The organism is Cohaesibacter celericrescens (genome assembly GCF_002866925.1).
Taxonomy (GTDB): Bacteria; Pseudomonadota; Alphaproteobacteria; order Rhizobiales; family Cohaesibacteraceae; genus Cohaesibacter; species Cohaesibacter celericrescens.
In genome coordinates, this window is sequence record NZ_PKUQ01000055.1 from 151,854 (window position 1) to 165,894 (window position 14,041).

14 protein-coding genes are annotated in these 14,041 nt (G+C 50.3%); 5 read left to right on the forward strand and 9 right to left on the reverse strand.

Annotated features, from left to right (window positions below; all coding sequences use genetic code 11):
• Window positions 1–533 precede the first annotated feature (533 nt).
• From C0081_RS21685 to C0081_RS21710, 6 genes are all read right to left on the reverse strand, one after another.
• Complete coding sequence (locus C0081_RS21685) at window positions 534–1,154, reverse strand: phosphatase PAP2 family protein (RefSeq protein WP_101535823.1); 621 nt, start codon at window positions 1,152–1,154, stop codon at window positions 534–536.
• Between the two features lie 168 nt (window positions 1,155–1,322).
• The gene (locus C0081_RS21690; protein ID WP_101535824.1) at window positions 1,323–2,033 is read right to left on the reverse strand and encodes a glutathione S-transferase N-terminal domain-containing protein; all 711 of its coding nucleotides are present in this window, start codon (window positions 2,031–2,033) and stop codon (window positions 1,323–1,325) included.
• Between the two features lie 361 nt (window positions 2,034–2,394).
• The gene (locus C0081_RS21695; RefSeq protein ID WP_101535825.1) at window positions 2,395–2,607 is read right to left on the reverse strand and encodes a hypothetical protein; all 213 of its coding nucleotides are present in this window, start codon (window positions 2,605–2,607) and stop codon (window positions 2,395–2,397) included.
• A gap of 251 nt (window positions 2,608–2,858) precedes the next feature.
• Window positions 2,859–3,485, reverse strand: a complete 627-nt coding sequence (locus C0081_RS21700) for a LysE family translocator (protein ID WP_101535826.1) — start codon at window positions 3,483–3,485, stop codon at window positions 2,859–2,861.
• A gap of 121 nt (window positions 3,486–3,606) precedes the next feature.
• Window positions 3,607–4,374, reverse strand: coding sequence for a HalD/BesD family halogenase (locus C0081_RS21705; RefSeq protein WP_101535827.1), 768 nt, complete (start codon window positions 4,372–4,374; stop codon window positions 3,607–3,609).
• A gap of 83 nt (window positions 4,375–4,457) precedes the next feature.
• Window positions 4,458–5,225: a helix-turn-helix domain-containing protein gene (locus C0081_RS21710; RefSeq protein ID WP_101535828.1), complete on the reverse strand. Its 768-nt coding sequence runs from the start codon at window positions 5,223–5,225 to the stop codon at window positions 4,458–4,460.
• Window positions 5,226–5,460: 235 nt separating this feature from the next.
• On the opposite strand from C0081_RS21710, the gene C0081_RS23325 reads away from it, so the two are divergent.
• On the forward strand, window positions 5,461–5,637 hold the full coding sequence (locus C0081_RS23325) for a hypothetical protein (RefSeq protein ID WP_180967008.1): 177 nt from the start codon (window positions 5,461–5,463) through the stop codon (window positions 5,635–5,637).
• Window positions 5,638–6,089: 452 nt separating this feature from the next.
• The gene (locus C0081_RS21715; protein ID WP_101536051.1) at window positions 6,090–7,289 is read left to right on the forward strand and encodes an NnrS family protein; all 1,200 of its coding nucleotides are present in this window, start codon (window positions 6,090–6,092) and stop codon (window positions 7,287–7,289) included.
• Between the two features lie 55 nt (window positions 7,290–7,344).
• Here C0081_RS21715 and C0081_RS21720 read toward each other — a convergent pair whose 3' ends face one another.
• Window positions 7,345–7,545 carry a DUF2061 domain-containing protein gene (locus C0081_RS21720; protein ID WP_101535829.1) on the reverse strand — a complete coding sequence of 67 codons (201 nt, stop codon included), beginning with the start codon at window positions 7,543–7,545 and terminating at the stop codon, window positions 7,345–7,347.
• A gap of 174 nt (window positions 7,546–7,719) precedes the next feature.
• Between C0081_RS21720 and C0081_RS21725 the strand changes: the two genes are divergently transcribed.
• Entirely contained in the window at window positions 7,720–8,559 is an 840-nt protein-coding gene (locus tag C0081_RS21725) for a helix-turn-helix domain-containing protein (RefSeq protein WP_101536052.1), read from the forward strand.
• A 40-nt stretch (window positions 8,560–8,599) separates the two neighbouring features.
• Here the strand turns inward: C0081_RS21725 and C0081_RS21730 are convergent, their stop codons facing one another.
• Window positions 8,600–9,292, reverse strand: a complete 693-nt coding sequence (locus C0081_RS21730) for an SOS response-associated peptidase (protein ID WP_101535830.1) — start codon at window positions 9,290–9,292, stop codon at window positions 8,600–8,602.
• Window positions 9,293–9,542: 250 nt separating this feature from the next.
• Here C0081_RS21730 and C0081_RS21735 point away from each other — a divergent pair, with 250 nt between their 5' ends.
• Both C0081_RS21735 and C0081_RS21740 read left to right on the forward strand, forming a co-directional pair.
• Window positions 9,543–10,082 carry an acyl-CoA thioesterase gene (locus tag C0081_RS21735; protein WP_101535831.1) on the forward strand — a complete coding sequence of 180 codons (540 nt, stop codon included), beginning with the start codon at window positions 9,543–9,545 and terminating at the stop codon, window positions 10,080–10,082.
• Window positions 10,083–10,691: 609 nt separating this feature from the next.
• Window positions 10,692–12,038, forward strand: coding sequence for an MFS transporter (locus tag C0081_RS21740; RefSeq protein ID WP_180967009.1), 1,347 nt, complete (start codon window positions 10,692–10,694; stop codon window positions 12,036–12,038).
• 205 nt (window positions 12,039–12,243) lie between these two features.
• Here the strand turns inward: C0081_RS21740 and C0081_RS21745 are convergent, their stop codons facing one another.
• The gene (locus tag C0081_RS21745; protein WP_101535833.1) at window positions 12,244–13,941 is read right to left on the reverse strand and encodes a methyl-accepting chemotaxis protein; all 1,698 of its coding nucleotides are present in this window, start codon (window positions 13,939–13,941) and stop codon (window positions 12,244–12,246) included.
• Window positions 13,942–14,041: the final 100 nt, after the last annotated feature.

Sequence of the window (14,041 nt, forward strand, 5' to 3'; positions counted from 1 at the left end):
CTGACCTTTTAGAATTTGTAATTTCGTTAGGGACAAATGGACAATACTAGTTTTTATGTAATGTTCAATCTTACAAATAGAGTCTTAAAGTAATTATCAAAGTGGCGTTGTAAAATTACAACAGCTCGTTCCGTGGGGTGAGGAGTGCTATGGCGAGAGCGCGGGACCTTTTTCCTATTCCCTTGGCACAAATACCGTGGTTCCCCTTGGTAATTTGCACCAATAAGCGGCAGGAAGAGCTGGCACCGTCAACAAAGGGTGGCGTTGTTCATCGTTGGGATAAGCAAAGAAATCTTATGAGAGACAGCATGTAGAGTTGATGTAAGCCAAGGGTGTGGGGTCTTGCAGACAACTAAACCGGCGACATACACCTCTTTGCCGTTTCAAATTTAAAAAAATCGAAAAGTGACAATCTATCACTGTGTCTCGATGTTTTCACACTGCTAACAATGCGGGCGATTGGTCGTTTCAATGCTGTAATGGTGATAGTCAGAAATGAAGAAGGAGAGGTCTGGATAGTCAGCTTCAAGCCATTAGATGGCGACGATGTATGTCACATGAACCCAATAGACCATCGCCGCCAAGGCGGCTCCGGCAGGTAGGTCAATAAGCAGATGTTGCTTGGTGTAGAGGGTGCTGATTGCCACAAGAACCGGAATGCTCCACAGCAGAGCCATATGGGTCACTTGATCGATAGTGTTCAACTGGGTCAGGTGCAGCGCCACCAGAACGGCAACGGCAACATGCATGGACGGAAAGCAGTTGCCTCCTTTATCGACCCGCTGAACATAGGCTAAGAAACGGGTGGACCAGGAAGCGTGTTTTGCATAATTGCGCCATTCCGTCGGCGCTTTGACTGGAAACGCAAAGGCAACCACAATTTGTGTAAACAGCAAAAGGAAGAAGCTGACGCAAAGGCTGATATATTCATTGAGATCAGAGATGAACAAGACCGGTGACAGCATAAACGGATAATATAATCCAGAATAAAGCCACACCCAATCGGGGCGGAAAGGGATCTTGTGATCCAGACGGGTCATTGGTGTTCGGGTGCCCCTAATGGGGAATCTTTGCGGTAGAAAATAGAATTTGTACCCAACGACGATCAGAAGGATCGACACCAACAGCTCTATGACAATATAAAGTCCCGCCATCGTCTTCCCTTCCTAATATTTGAAGTCTGATCAGGCAGTTATCAACCCTGCTTTCATTCTAGCGTCAAATAGGCGCGTGGCAATCGCTTCAAATGTATCACCGTGAAATCAAATAGGGCCGCCAGAAGCGGCCCTATAGTCAGGGGCATCAGAAGGATCAGTGTTACATCAACCCCGTGGAGGTACCAAAATTCCTTTTTGTACCGCAGGGCGTGCAAGGAACCGTTCCAGATAGGCACCGACATTTTTGAAAGAGGCTAAGTCGACAAGATCCGCTGCTTCGTAAATGCCGGTAATCGGGCGTAGCCAAGGAGCAATAGCCATGTCTGCAATGGAATAGTTGCCTGCAATCCAGTCGCGATCCGCCAACTCTTTGTCCAATACTGCCAGAAGGCGCTTGGCTTCGTTGATATAGCGCTCGCGTGGGCGAGGGTCTTCAATGGCCGTGCCCGCAAATTTGACGAAAAAGCCCATCTGACCAAACATCGGCCCAATGCCTCCCATCTGGAACATCAACCACTGCAGAATGGTTGCGCGTTCTCGCGGCGTTTCACCAAGGAACGTGCCGGTTTTTTCTGCCAGGTAAATCAGGATCGCTCCGCTTTCGAACAATCCGATCGGCGCCCCGTCAGGGCCGTTAGGGTCGATAAGAGCAGGGATCTTGTTGTTGGGATTTAGGGACAAGAATTCAGGACTCTTTACGTCTGCATCCGATAGGGTCACTGTGTGTGCTTCATAGGCCAGTCCCATTTCTTCCAGCGCAATCGAGGCTTTGACACCATTAGGCGTCGGATAGGAATAAAGCTGGATGATATCGGGGTTCTTGGCGGGCCAACGGCCTGTGATTGGAAAAGCGGACAAAGATTTTTGGTCACTCATAGGATGGACTCCGGGATTTATGCTGGAAGGAAAGACTGGCAACCGACAGCGGTTATTGAGAATGCGAAATGATAAATAGAATAGGGCCGCACGGAAAAAGTTTAAGTGCGTCCCTTGTTCGATTGAAACAAGATTTCTGTGTCATGAACGTGCATCGGATCTGATAAATCAATGCAAGCACCGCACTTGTTATCCATCAAATGGGAAGGACCGCTCCACATTGTGAGGCCGGATCGTGGATAAATTTTGCAAATTTTCAAAATGGAATGGAAATTGGTTCCAAACAGCGCGCTGGTGCATAGCAGAACATCGCACCGCTGGCCTGTCGGGACGGGCGTATCACCTGGGGTTCACGGATCAATCAGGCGGCGCGCGAGATCCGCGTATCGTCTTTTCTTAAGCTGCCCAGAACGGCGAAGGTCGCTGCCAGCAGGTCAAGATCAACGGTGTAATTCTCTACGAGCGCATTGACAATCTGTCCGCGTTGATGGGATTGCAGCCCAGTGCTAAAGATGGCCTTCCTGATTGCGTCTTCGTCCAAAAGATGTGGACGCACGGAGTGTCCCTGTATCATGTTGTCCCCTTTCAACCAGTCTCGTTTTGCCAACGCATGCCACTTGATAACAAGGGGCTTAGAGCTGAAGACTTTGGGGTTTGATATGCAGTGCGTGTCAAAAATATGACCAATATGCGCATTGTCCCCAAGGCTATCGTTAACGAACGTGGTTAACAAAGGGTTAAAACATTATCCCGAATGGCGAAAATGCGGCGTTTTGGTAATGAATTTAGCAAAAATGAGTAATTGGCTTCCACTATGAAGGCCAGTCAAACCATTGCAACACTGCCTGCAACAACAATCAGCAAAGCCGCAGAGACCAGATCAAGCGCATTGGCCGCGCGGTTGCTCATCAAGCGTGACAGGCGATAAGCCGCAAAGCCGTACGCGAACAGCACGGGTGCTTCAACAACAACCGATACAATGCCAAGGGCAATCATTTGCGGTAAAATCTCGGCATGAATGTCGATGAATTGCGGGATGATTGCCACAAAAATCATAATATTTTTGATGGAAGAGGCCTGAATTAGGAAGCCCTTGAAAAATCCCTGGCGCCAGCTCTGCGCCATTGGCAGGCTGCCTCGTGGCAGAGCAGTACCGTTTTGCTGTTTGCTTCTGACATCGAGGATGATTTTAAAGGCGGTCCAAGCCAAATATCCGCAACCGATGAATTTGAGCACTAAACCCAACACAGGGGAGGAGGCAATCACAGCCCCAACACCCACCGCGGACAGGGAAAAATAGACCAGATTCACGCACAGAATACCTGCGATAGCACCGATGGTCGCCCCTATGCCACGGTTAAGAGACAGGGACACAATCAACAGAACTGCGGGCCCAGGAGACAGCGATAAGAAAAACTCAGTGACGGCAAATAGCAGCAAAGCGTCAGACATAACGGTGCTTTCCAAACCTGACACTTCCCCGATTTTTCAACCGGGAAAGCATTCAGAATGCATTATAATAATCGATTGTGTCCGTCACCTGTTAGCCGGACCCGATGAGATCAACGGCTGACTATTCTGCGGCGATGGTGGGTATTTCTGCGTTGTAAATCGCTTCCATTGTTTCGTGCGAGATGGTCTCGTCACTCAAATCGGCTTCTGATGCAAAAGTGTAGACCACCACTGTGCGGCGCGTATTGGAGGTTAGTGGCGCGATCCTGTGTAAGGTTGTGCTTGCTTTCATCAGGTAACAGGTGCCCGCTTCGACATAGCGGCTACGGACTTCTCGGGTCTGCAAAATACTGTTTAATGCATCGCGTGGGGCATCTTTATCCCATTGTGTCTGTGGCACATATTCGATCCTCCCCCCAGACAAGGGATCCGGAGCTTCTACAATCCAGATCAGGGCATAGGTATAGTCGTCCCAATGCCAGCCATGGGTATCGCCGGTTTGATTTTGAGAATTGAGAATATATTCTTCCGGCTCGTAAGGCACACGATGCAGCGGCTCATCGGCGATCTGGGCCAAAAAGGCGAGAATGTCGGGCGATGTAAACACAGCAGGAATGACCGTGCCATGTTCTTTGATTACATCACGACCAACCGATTGATAATGACGCGGGGTGCCTCCGGTCGAATCAATGGTCAAATCCCGCCGTTTGGCATCTTGCTGCAACAGACGGGCAGCTTCTTCATGAAAGGCTGTTTTGAGATGGCTGGGCAATAGGTCTGTTATGGCGACAATATGTGAGCTTGAAAATTCCGCTGAAAGCAACTTGAGGAATTGCTCGGGCAGTTGACCTAGGTGATCCGAGATGGAGGCGTGAATAAGAGATTGCATTGAGGGTTTCCTTCCTTGTTGGGCGCACCTCTTGGGGCGTGAACAAGGTTCCTCACTGCATGGGCTCTAGATTGTATGATAAATCACTTACGTGTGTAATGTCCCGGCGTTACGCCATAGGCTTGTCTAAAATGCTTGATCAAATGCGCCTGATCATAAAAGCCCAAATCTACAGCAACGAGCGTGGCTGAACGTCCGATGCGCAATTGGCGCTTGGCCTCTGCCAGACGTTGAGATCGGTGCCACTGGGAGGGTGTGGTGCCTACGGCGCGCTTGAACATGCGCAGAAAAGCGGTCTTGCTCAGGCCGACTTCTATCGCCATGGACTCCAGACTTGGAGTCATGCTCAAATCAGATTTCAGCCAATTGAGGATATAATGCACCCGCCAATCATCCACTCTGGGCGGGGCGGAAAGGTTGCGATTGGAATAACGCTCTGCACCCAACAGTAGGATTGAGTTGATATATTCTTCCAAATCGCCGTCTTCATCATTGATCAACACGCAGCCCATGACCTTGGCAAACAGCTTAAACAACAACGGATCTTCAACGATGTAGCGGTCAAACACGACCTCTCGCTCTTCATTCAAAGCATCCTGAACATAAGTCTGATCAAGATAGACGCTGCTGATGAGTTCGGTGCCAACACCTGATTGAATCTGCCCCGGATTGTAGAGCGTCGTGGCAAATTCCGGCGCTTCCATGGTGCGCCCATCGAGCTTTAGCTGCTCGTGCCCTTTGATATTGCAGCTAAGGACAAACTCATCATGGGCATGCGCAGGAAAACTTACATTTTCTGACCAAATGGCAGAAGCCTCAAACCGATTTGTTTTGATCTGCTTGGTGATCATATGAAAAAGCCTAATAACAACAGGTGATTAAAATGTATAAATACTTATTAACACAGGCGCGCAATAATTTCCAATATACCAAATCTTGGAACCGATAGATTTTTAGTCGATGAAATTGTTTTATCTCGCTTTTCAGGCGCTGAGTGGCTCTGCAGGTGAAGCCTTTCTGGGCTCGCTGCCGGATGTTTACATTGGCATTGCTTGAAAACGGGGTTGATTTCGCGAAGGCAGGCGAATGGCAAACGAAACTGGCGACCAAGGACTGATTGCATCAAACAGGAAAGTGGCTGACTATTTGTTAAGCGCTCTCAAGCAGTCGCAGGCCGACAATGCCACCACCGTGCGCCAATTGGTCTATCTCGCGGAAGCCGAACTTGAAAAGTCTTCAGGCAACAAGCCTGCGACGGGTTGAGAGAGGTCCGGTACCCCTGTTTAGGGTGCTGGTGATTTGTGACTGAACTCCAAGGAGGAGGCCAAACTGTGGTTGTGACACGGTTGGGCATCTCAGGAATAAGCGTCTGGTTCCGCAAATATATACCAGTTGCTCCGATCTCCCCTTGGAATTGGTATTGCGGCTTCACGAATGCTGGTTTTCGTGATGCCGCAATATCCTTTTTTATTTCCCAAATTCAAAGCTGCCGAGCTTACCATATATGACTGGTGAGATCGCGCCTTCTTGACGCTGGTCAAGGTATCTCGACCGCAGGTGCGGCACGAATTCACTGCCAATCTGCTCGGTTCCGCTCTTTGTGTCTTTGTATGCGCGCGCAAATATTGGGTGTCGCTGATAAAAACGGTCTTGGATTTGGCTCCTATTTTGTTTCTGACCCTTTGCGCTCACACCCAACCAACAGGAATAACACAATGGCACTTTCGTCCTCGGAACAGATGCGTCGGTGGCATGGCCCCGCTCTATTGAGCTATGGTTTCCGTCCCTTTTTCCTGCTGGGGGCTTTGTGGTGCGGTGCTTCAATGGTCTTGTGGATTGGAATGTTGAGTGGCGGGTGGGAGCTTCCGACAGACCTTGACCCCGTCTCGTGGCATACCCATGCCTTTTTGTTTGGATATCTGGGGGCGATTATCGCCGGCTTTTTGCTGACAGCTGTGCCCAACTGGACCAGCCGCTTGCCGGTGACAGGGTGGCGCTTGGCCGCTCTGGTGACGCTGTGGGCGGCAGGGCGTCTCGCGGTTCTTTTTTCTGCTGGTTTGCCTGTCTGGTTTGTAGCGGTGGTTGATCTGTCTTTTCCTCTGGTGCTTGGTCTGGTGATTTTGCGCGAGATACTGGCGGGGAAAAACTGGCGCAATCTGGTTGTTTTGCTGTTGCTTGCGATCTTTACGGTCGCAAATTTCCTGTTCCATCTTGAAGCGGCGCAGGGGGACTATGCTGCCCAAGGCATCGGGACGCGGCTTGGACTTGCCGCTGTGCTGTTGATGATTGCACTCATCGGCGGTCGTGTCGTTCCGGCTTTTACCCGCAATTGGTTGGCTCAAAACAACTATGATGCGCGCCCCACACCTCCAATGCAGGGGTTTGACAAAATCATTATGCTCGCCAGCGCAGCGGTGCTGTTGGGCTGGGTTCTATATCCAGAAACAGATGCGACTGGAGCCGCATTGCTGATCATCGGAATGGGCCATCTTATCAGATTGTTTCGCTGGAAGGGATGGCACACAGGCGCAGAAGTGATGGTCACCATCCTGCATATTGCCTATTTGTTTGTGCCTCTTGGCGCCATTGCTCTGGGGGTGGCTATTCTTGTCCCTGATATGCTGACAATGGCTGCCGCTCTGCATCTTTGGACAGCGGGTGCGTTTGGAACCATGACGCTTGCGGTTATGACACGGGCAACTTTGGGGCATACAGGCAATGCATTGCACGCAAATGCCAAAACAATATTGATCTATTTTGCCATCATCGGAGCCACCCTGTCGCGCTTTGCTGCGGGGTTCTGGCCAGAGCCGGTGCTTTATGACATTTCTGGCGGGTTATGGTGTTTGGCATTTTTCGGCTATGCGCTGGTTTACGGACCGATGCTCCTTAAGCCCAAAAAACAAAAACCTTAGCGACACCTTACGCTATGAAAGGGAGGAGCTGGCACAGCGTGCACCAAGCGAAGGCCTATTTCCGGCCCCAGCCAATGTGGGACCACAATTTTTCATGCAAAAAATAACAAACAAATCCAATCACGGCACCCGAGAGGGCGATACCGCCGCTAGCCGAGATGGATCGTGTAAACAAATATCCCACAATCGTCATAGACAGCAATCCCATGACTTGCCATGTGATTGACTTCACTAATGTTCTGCTTGTCGTATCCACTTTTGCTTCAAGATCCTATTTGGGGGAGGTGATCTGTTGGTTTGCGATCTTCAGCCATCAAATCAATGCTGTTGCAATGGGGCTATGAATACCGCGAAAAGGTGGCGCTGGACATTTGGTTCTTTTGCTGCAAAAAGTATCTTATGGTGATAATAATCTACAATGGTGATACTTATGGATAAGCGTGATCGATCTGCTCTTTTTCGCGAGCGTCTGGAGCTTGCGATGGGACAACAAAAAATGTCCCGCAGCCAATTGGCCCGCGAGACATATGTGGACCGGTCAACAATCGGTCAGTTGCTCAAACCTGACATTGCGCGTTTACCCAACGCCCAGCTGGCTGCCGACGCCGCATCAGCGCTGGGGGTCAGCACAGACTGGCTGCTTGGTCTGACAGACAGGCCGGAAAGACCCGGAGACATCGTGGCCGCAGCGATGGCGGTGAGCCCGGCGGAACGCAGTTCTTCCGATGAACAGATTTTGGGTTGGCACCGTGAGGCTGCCGGATACAAAGTGCGCCATGTTCCCGCGACCTTGCCTGATATTCTCAAAACCGAACAAATGCTGGACTGGGAATATTCATCCTTTCGCGATCAAGGCTCCGCTCAGGCCATCATCGCGATGCAAGAGCAACGTGCATGGCTTCGCTCCGGGGTGTCAGATTATGAGATTGCGTTGCCGCTTTATGAACTGCGCGCCTGTGCTGAAGGAAGCGCCTATTACGATGGGCTCGAACAAGACGTTCGGCACGCGCAATTGTCACTAATTGCTGATCTTTGCGAGGAAATGTACCCCCGCTTGCGGCTTTATCTGTTTGATGCCCATAAAATATTCAGCGCTCCAGTGACGGTATTTGGACCTCAATTGGCAGTCATATACATCGGCCAATTCTATCTGGCCTTTAGGGAGAGCCAGCGTGTGCGGTCTCTGGCGGATCATTTTGATGGGCTGGTCAGGGAGGCGAGCGTGGATGCCCGTGACATCGCCAATCACATCCGCCTGCTCATTCAATAAAGGGAGAGCGAAAGGCCCTGTTCCACTGGAGCGTGTGCTTCTAAAACAGGGTGCCAATTTCCTCTTCTGCGGGATCAATCAAGTGCGGCCCCATTGCGCGTGCATTGCCAACGACGCGATCAACCCGATAGCTTATCAATTCGCTATCGAGATGCTCTGAAAGCAATCCGCGTGCCTCATCCACTCCTGTTTTCTGATCGAGCCAAGCATCAAACGCAGACGGCTTGAGGATCACTGGCATCCGGTGGTGAATCGACTTGATTTCATCAACGGCCGGAGCGGTCAGAATAGAACAGCTATGTATGTCCAGCGTCGCATTATAGGCACTCAATCCAGCAAAGGCGAATGGCTTGAAATCTGGCAAATGCAACACATGCGGGTCTTTCTTCTTATCGGATTCGTTGGTGGTCCATTCGTAATATCCGTCGGCGGGAATCAAACATCGTCCATATTTCAGTGCGTGGCGAAAGGACGGCTTGGCGTGGGCCTCTTCCGAGCGTGCGTTGAACATGGGATATTTATTTTGCAAGTCTTTGGCCCAATGAGGCACCAGCCACCAGCGCCCTTGCGCCAAGTGCCTCGCCCCTTCTTGCTCGATCACATAGAGCACATCTGTGGTGGGGGCGATGTTGTAACGAGCGGGGACGTTGCGTTTCACATCCTCTGGCAAAATGAGATTAAACATGTCGTAAATCTCTGACCACGCGCTTTTAAGAATAAATCGACCACACATTTGCGACGCTCCTGTCTATGCAAGGGCTGTGAGAATGCGTCAATTCAGCCATAAGCTCAATCCTTCATATTGGTCTGTTGGCCCCTCGTTCCTGAGAGTGCATAGCTCGATTGAGACGGCAAAAGCGCCTGTTTAACATTGAAATGCCGCAGGAAATGGCGTAGCAACTCCGGACTTGCCTTTTGCGTAAGCGGAATAATCAAGCGCCCTTGGTTTCCCCAGTGGTCAACTCATTATTTAGGACTATACGATGTATCCTGTCATTCGCCTGCTTACGTCCAGCTGGAAAGCCAAACGGTCGCAGACACAGGGCCCAATCGATTTTGCCGACGTGGGGGAAATCACTTTCCATTGTCACCCATGGGATCTGGATATGTTTATGGAAATGAACAATGGTCGGGTTCTGACATTGTATGATCTTGGCCGGTTTGACCTCTCCATCCGAAGTGGGCTTTGGGATGGTCTCAAAAGTCAGAAATGGGGCCTCGCTGTTGCCGGGAGTTCCGTGCGTTATCGCAAGCGAGTGCGCTTGTTCGACAAGGTGACAATGCGCAGCCAAGTGGTGGCGATTGACGAGCGCTGGTTCTATGTTGCCCAATCCATGTGGGTGAGAGGGGAGCCCGCTTCATCGGTTCTGCTTCGCACCTGTATTACCGCAAAAGGCCGCTCCGTTCCTACCCAAGAAGTTTGCGACGTGCTCGGTGCTCCGGAATGGACACTGCCAATGCCCGACTGGGTGAAGGATTGGGAGCAGGCGGATAAAGAACGGCCTTGGCCGCCTAAACCGTGACTGCGACATGCAAATGACCTTGGCATCCGCTTTTGTAGGAGGCTTTTTGCAAGGAGTGTGAAGTGCTATAACGTTCGAATGTTTGCATATATTGCAATTATGGTCGTAGATTTTTCCGTTTCAATAAAATTTCGAGGAAAAAACGACGGTTTCATAAAATAAATTGGGTTTTTGGGGAGGTAATCTGCAACCTCTCACCCAAATGGGGGATGTAAAGCATGCGGATCTCAGTCATCTTTGAACCATAACCTGACAATTTTAAATAACCTGATTTATTTGTTTCACTACGGGTTGTAATCAACATCCTTAACTGCACCGAGCTCATTGTCGAGCTTGGTGCAGTTTTTTTTAGTTACACTCATTTTTATATTGCAAAATACTCACAATCAGATATCGAGGAACAAGTTGTCGACTAATTGATCGGCGGCTCTAAACTCAGTGTCGTGGACGATGCTGTATATGCCGATTTGCTCCTAGGGCTCCTGAAATCAAGTTGAGCGTTGGAGCCCAAAAAAATCATTGTTTCTCTTTGCTGGCTTGAGCCAGCCGGTCTTCCTGCTTTGTCTGATCTCAGCCTTGCACGGAGCGTCTGATATTTGGATGGTTGTCATGGTCAAAATGATCACGCCTATTGCAGCGCTGTTGTTCTCTGTCGCTCTTTTGCTTGTCGGCCATGGCTTGCAGAGTACGATCATTCCGCTGGCCTCGCGCAGCTTGGAATTTCAGGATCTGATGATTGGTCTGGCTGCATCTGCCTATTTTGCGGGTTTTGTGGTTGGTGCCATTGTCACCCCGCATGTCGTTGTGCGCGCAGGCCATATCAGAGGGTTTGCGATCATGGTTTCCTCCATGTCGGCAGCCGCTCTTTTGCATCCATTGATTGCTGACGCTGATGCATGGGTCTTGTTTCGGTTTATAACCGGTTTTTCCATCGCTGGTCTGTATTTGATTATTGAAAGCTGGTTGAACGAATTTGCCGACAACGCCAATCGCGGTTTGATTATGTCGGTCTATATTGTGGTGAACTATGCTGCTTTCACGACTGGACAGCTGTTGGCAACACTCACCCAACCTGAAAATTTTCATCTATTTGCCGCCGCTTCGATCATTATTTCCTTGGCGGTGATGCCGGTCGCCATGACCAAAGCAGCTCAACCAGCGCCGATCGCGATTGTTAAGTTGGAGTTGGGTAAAGTTTTTCGGACATCCCCCGCAGCCATTGTCTCGGCCTTCATAATCGGTATGGTTCTCGGCTCGCATCTGACTTTTGCGCCCATTTATGCGATCGAAAAGGGCTATGATGCGATGACACAAGCCCCGGTTTTCGCGGCCACCTTGGGGATTGGCGGCATGATTAGCCAGTGGCCGCTGGGTCGCTTTTCCGACCGTGTCGACCGACGGCTTGTGTTGCTGATGATCAGTATTATGGGAATTGTTGCATCTATCTCGATCACTTTGCTGGAAGACACCAGTTTTATCACGTTCCTGCTCGTTGGTGTCATAATCGGTGCCGTAACCCAGCCTGCCTATTCACTGGCCGCCGCGCATGGTTATGATAATGCCAAGGAAAATGGCTATCTGCGCATGGCTGCAGGTCTGCTCGTGGCTTTTGGTCTGGGGTCTTCAATCGGACCATTTGTAACGTCCATCCTGATGCAATATGTCAGCATTGATGCGCTGTTCCTGTTCCCCAGTGTTTTGCTGGCTGTGTTGTCGATCTATTTGGGTCAACGAATTCTTCGCAAGGACGCTGTGGTGTCGGCCGAAAAGGAAGACTTCGACATGGCGGCAACCTCTGCCGCGCTCGGTGGTGTTATGGCTCCTGAATTGTTGAATGAGGATGATCGTTATGTTGTGGTGCCCGATGAGTGGGAACCACAAGAGCAGGACCCACAAGAGCAGGATACTGAGCCCGAAGCAGACGCTAAGGCAGCGTCGGACGTGTCCGTTCAATAGTCGGGTTTCCACCCCTCCTTAAGCCAAACCTGTGACAGACAGGGAGGCAGGTTGCTCTCGGCTCGGCCCATCAGATCGAGACGCCACCTTCGTTTTCATCCTGTTGCAGGATTTTGTGCTTAGGGAATCTTGCCAAACAAAAAAATCCCCCGACTTCTTCAAGAAGCGGGGGATTTGGTCGGTCTGATTTGTGTTTTGTCGGGCCTTAGCCGTTGGCTGCAGACTGCATTTTCACATCGTTCAGGAAATTATCCACCCGTGTGCGCAATTCATCCGCTTTGCTTTGCAACTGGTGAGACGAGTCATTGACCAGTTTGGCTGTCTGCCGTGTGTTTTCTGCCGCATCTGTCACTGAGCCGATATTGACCGAGACTTCATGGGTGACCTGAGAGGCTTGGGTTACATTGGACGCAATCTCCTCAGTGGCCGCCCGCTGTTGGTCCACTGCCGCTGCAATCTGGCCCGAAATATTGCTCAGATTGGCAGTGGTATGAGATATGGTCGATATGGCGCTGACCGTATGATCGGTCTCAAGCTGGATTTCCGAAATCTGTTTATCAATTTCTTCAGTGGCTTTTGACGTCTGGTTGGCCAATTCTTTGACTTCCGCTGCAACGACAGCGAAGCCTTTGCCAGATTCACCCGCTCTGGCGGCTTCAATGGTCGCATTCAGAGCCAGTAGGTTGGTCTGCTCGGCAATTGCCTGAATCAGCGTCACCACTTCAGAAATCTGTTTGGCAGAGTGCGCCAGCCGTTCAACCCGATCGTTGGTCGTTGCAGCCTCATTTGACGCTTGAAGAGCCATTTCATTGGAAGTCTGCACCTGACGCGCCACTTCACTCACCGACGCTGATAATTCTTCTGCTGCTGAAGCCACAGCCTCAACATTGCTTGATGCCTGCTGCGACGCAGAGGAGACTTGTTCGCTCTGGGTTGAAGTGCTCAGGGCAGTTTCGCTCATATGCTGAGAGGCTTCCTGAAGTTCCATCGCGGAGGCGGTGACCGTAGAAAGCATTTCCGCCACTTCACGATCAAAAGACAGGCACAGGTTTTGCACCGCTTCACCTTGAGCCAAAGCCAGTTCTTGAGACTTCTGTTGATCTGCCATCAGTGTTTTACGGCTGTTTTCATTGTTGACGAACACCTGCATGGCCTTCGCCATTTTCCCGACTTCATCATCCCGTTCAATGCCTGTAACCTGAATGTTGCTGTTGCCTTCCGACAGAGAAAGCATATTGCCGATGAGACTGGCAATAGGTCGGTTGATTGACCGTATAATGAAGTAGGAGATGAGGGCTGCCACCAATACAGCCAATAAGCTGGCAATCGTGACCACAACGGCTTGAGCATAGAAATGTTGCTCAAGATCGTCGATGTAAACGCCGGTGCCAAGCATCCATTGCCAGTCTTTAACACCCTCTGCCCAGCTGAGCTTGATTTCCGGGACGTCATTGCCTGGTTTGTTCCAGTAATACTCAAGCGAACCACCATCCTTTTTCGCCATAGCGATCAGTTCGCGGACCAAATACAGCCCGTTGGCGTCTTTCATGTCGATTAGGTTTTTGCCAACAAGGTCCTTGTTCGGCAAGACAAGATTGGTGCCGTCCCATTTATAGACAAAAATATAGCCAACGCCGTCGTCATAACGCAGGGAGTCAATCGCTGCTTTTGCACGTGCCTGTGCCTCTTCGCGAGACAACTCGCCCGCGGCCTCCCGTTTTTGATAGCCTTCAGCAATGGTCCGGGCGGACACGGTGATATGCTTCAGGCTGGAGAGGCGCTCATCATGCATTGTCGACCACAATGTATTGAGGTTCAGCGCGGAGAGCGTGATCATGAAAAAGAAAACAACCAGCGTAGGGATGGCGATTTTCCAGGACAGTGGCAACTTTGAGAGAAACATGGCTTTTTCCAAATTTGAGGTTTGGAGCCATTGTTATATAACATGCCTAATGTATCGTTAATGTTTTGTTTTATCAGAGTAAATTATAGTATAGATTGAT

Coding starts and splice junctions, on each gene's coding strand:
- C0081_RS21685 (WP_101535823.1), bottom strand. CDS start 1,154: ATGGCGGGACTTTATATTGTCATAGAGCTGTTGGTGTCGATCCTTCTG.
- C0081_RS21690 (WP_101535824.1), bottom strand. CDS start 2,033: ATGAGTGACCAAAAATCTTTGTCCGCTTTTCCAATCACAGGCCGTTGG.
- C0081_RS21695 (WP_101535825.1), bottom strand. CDS start 2,607: ATGATACAGGGACACTCCGTGCGTCCACATCTTTTGGACGAAGACGCA.
- C0081_RS21700 (WP_101535826.1), bottom strand. CDS start 3,485: ATGTCTGACGCTTTGCTGCTATTTGCCGTCACTGAGTTTTTCTTATCG.
- C0081_RS21705 (WP_101535827.1), bottom strand. CDS start 4,374: ATGCAATCTCTTATTCACGCCTCCATCTCGGATCACCTAGGTCAACTG.
- C0081_RS21710 (WP_101535828.1), bottom strand. CDS start 5,225: ATGATCACCAAGCAGATCAAAACAAATCGGTTTGAGGCTTCTGCCATT.
- C0081_RS23325 (WP_180967008.1), top strand. CDS start 5,461: ATGGCAAACGAAACTGGCGACCAAGGACTGATTGCATCAAACAGGAAA.
- C0081_RS21715 (WP_101536051.1), top strand. CDS start 6,090: ATGGCACTTTCGTCCTCGGAACAGATGCGTCGGTGGCATGGCCCCGCT.
- C0081_RS21725 (WP_101536052.1), top strand. CDS start 7,720: ATGGATAAGCGTGATCGATCTGCTCTTTTTCGCGAGCGTCTGGAGCTT.
- C0081_RS21730 (WP_101535830.1), bottom strand. CDS start 9,292: ATGTGTGGTCGATTTATTCTTAAAAGCGCGTGGTCAGAGATTTACGAC.
- C0081_RS21735 (WP_101535831.1), top strand. CDS start 9,543: ATGTATCCTGTCATTCGCCTGCTTACGTCCAGCTGGAAAGCCAAACGG.
- C0081_RS21740 (WP_180967009.1), top strand. CDS start 10,692: ATGGTCAAAATGATCACGCCTATTGCAGCGCTGTTGTTCTCTGTCGCT.
- C0081_RS21745 (WP_101535833.1), bottom strand. CDS start 13,941: ATGTTTCTCTCAAAGTTGCCACTGTCCTGGAAAATCGCCATCCCTACG.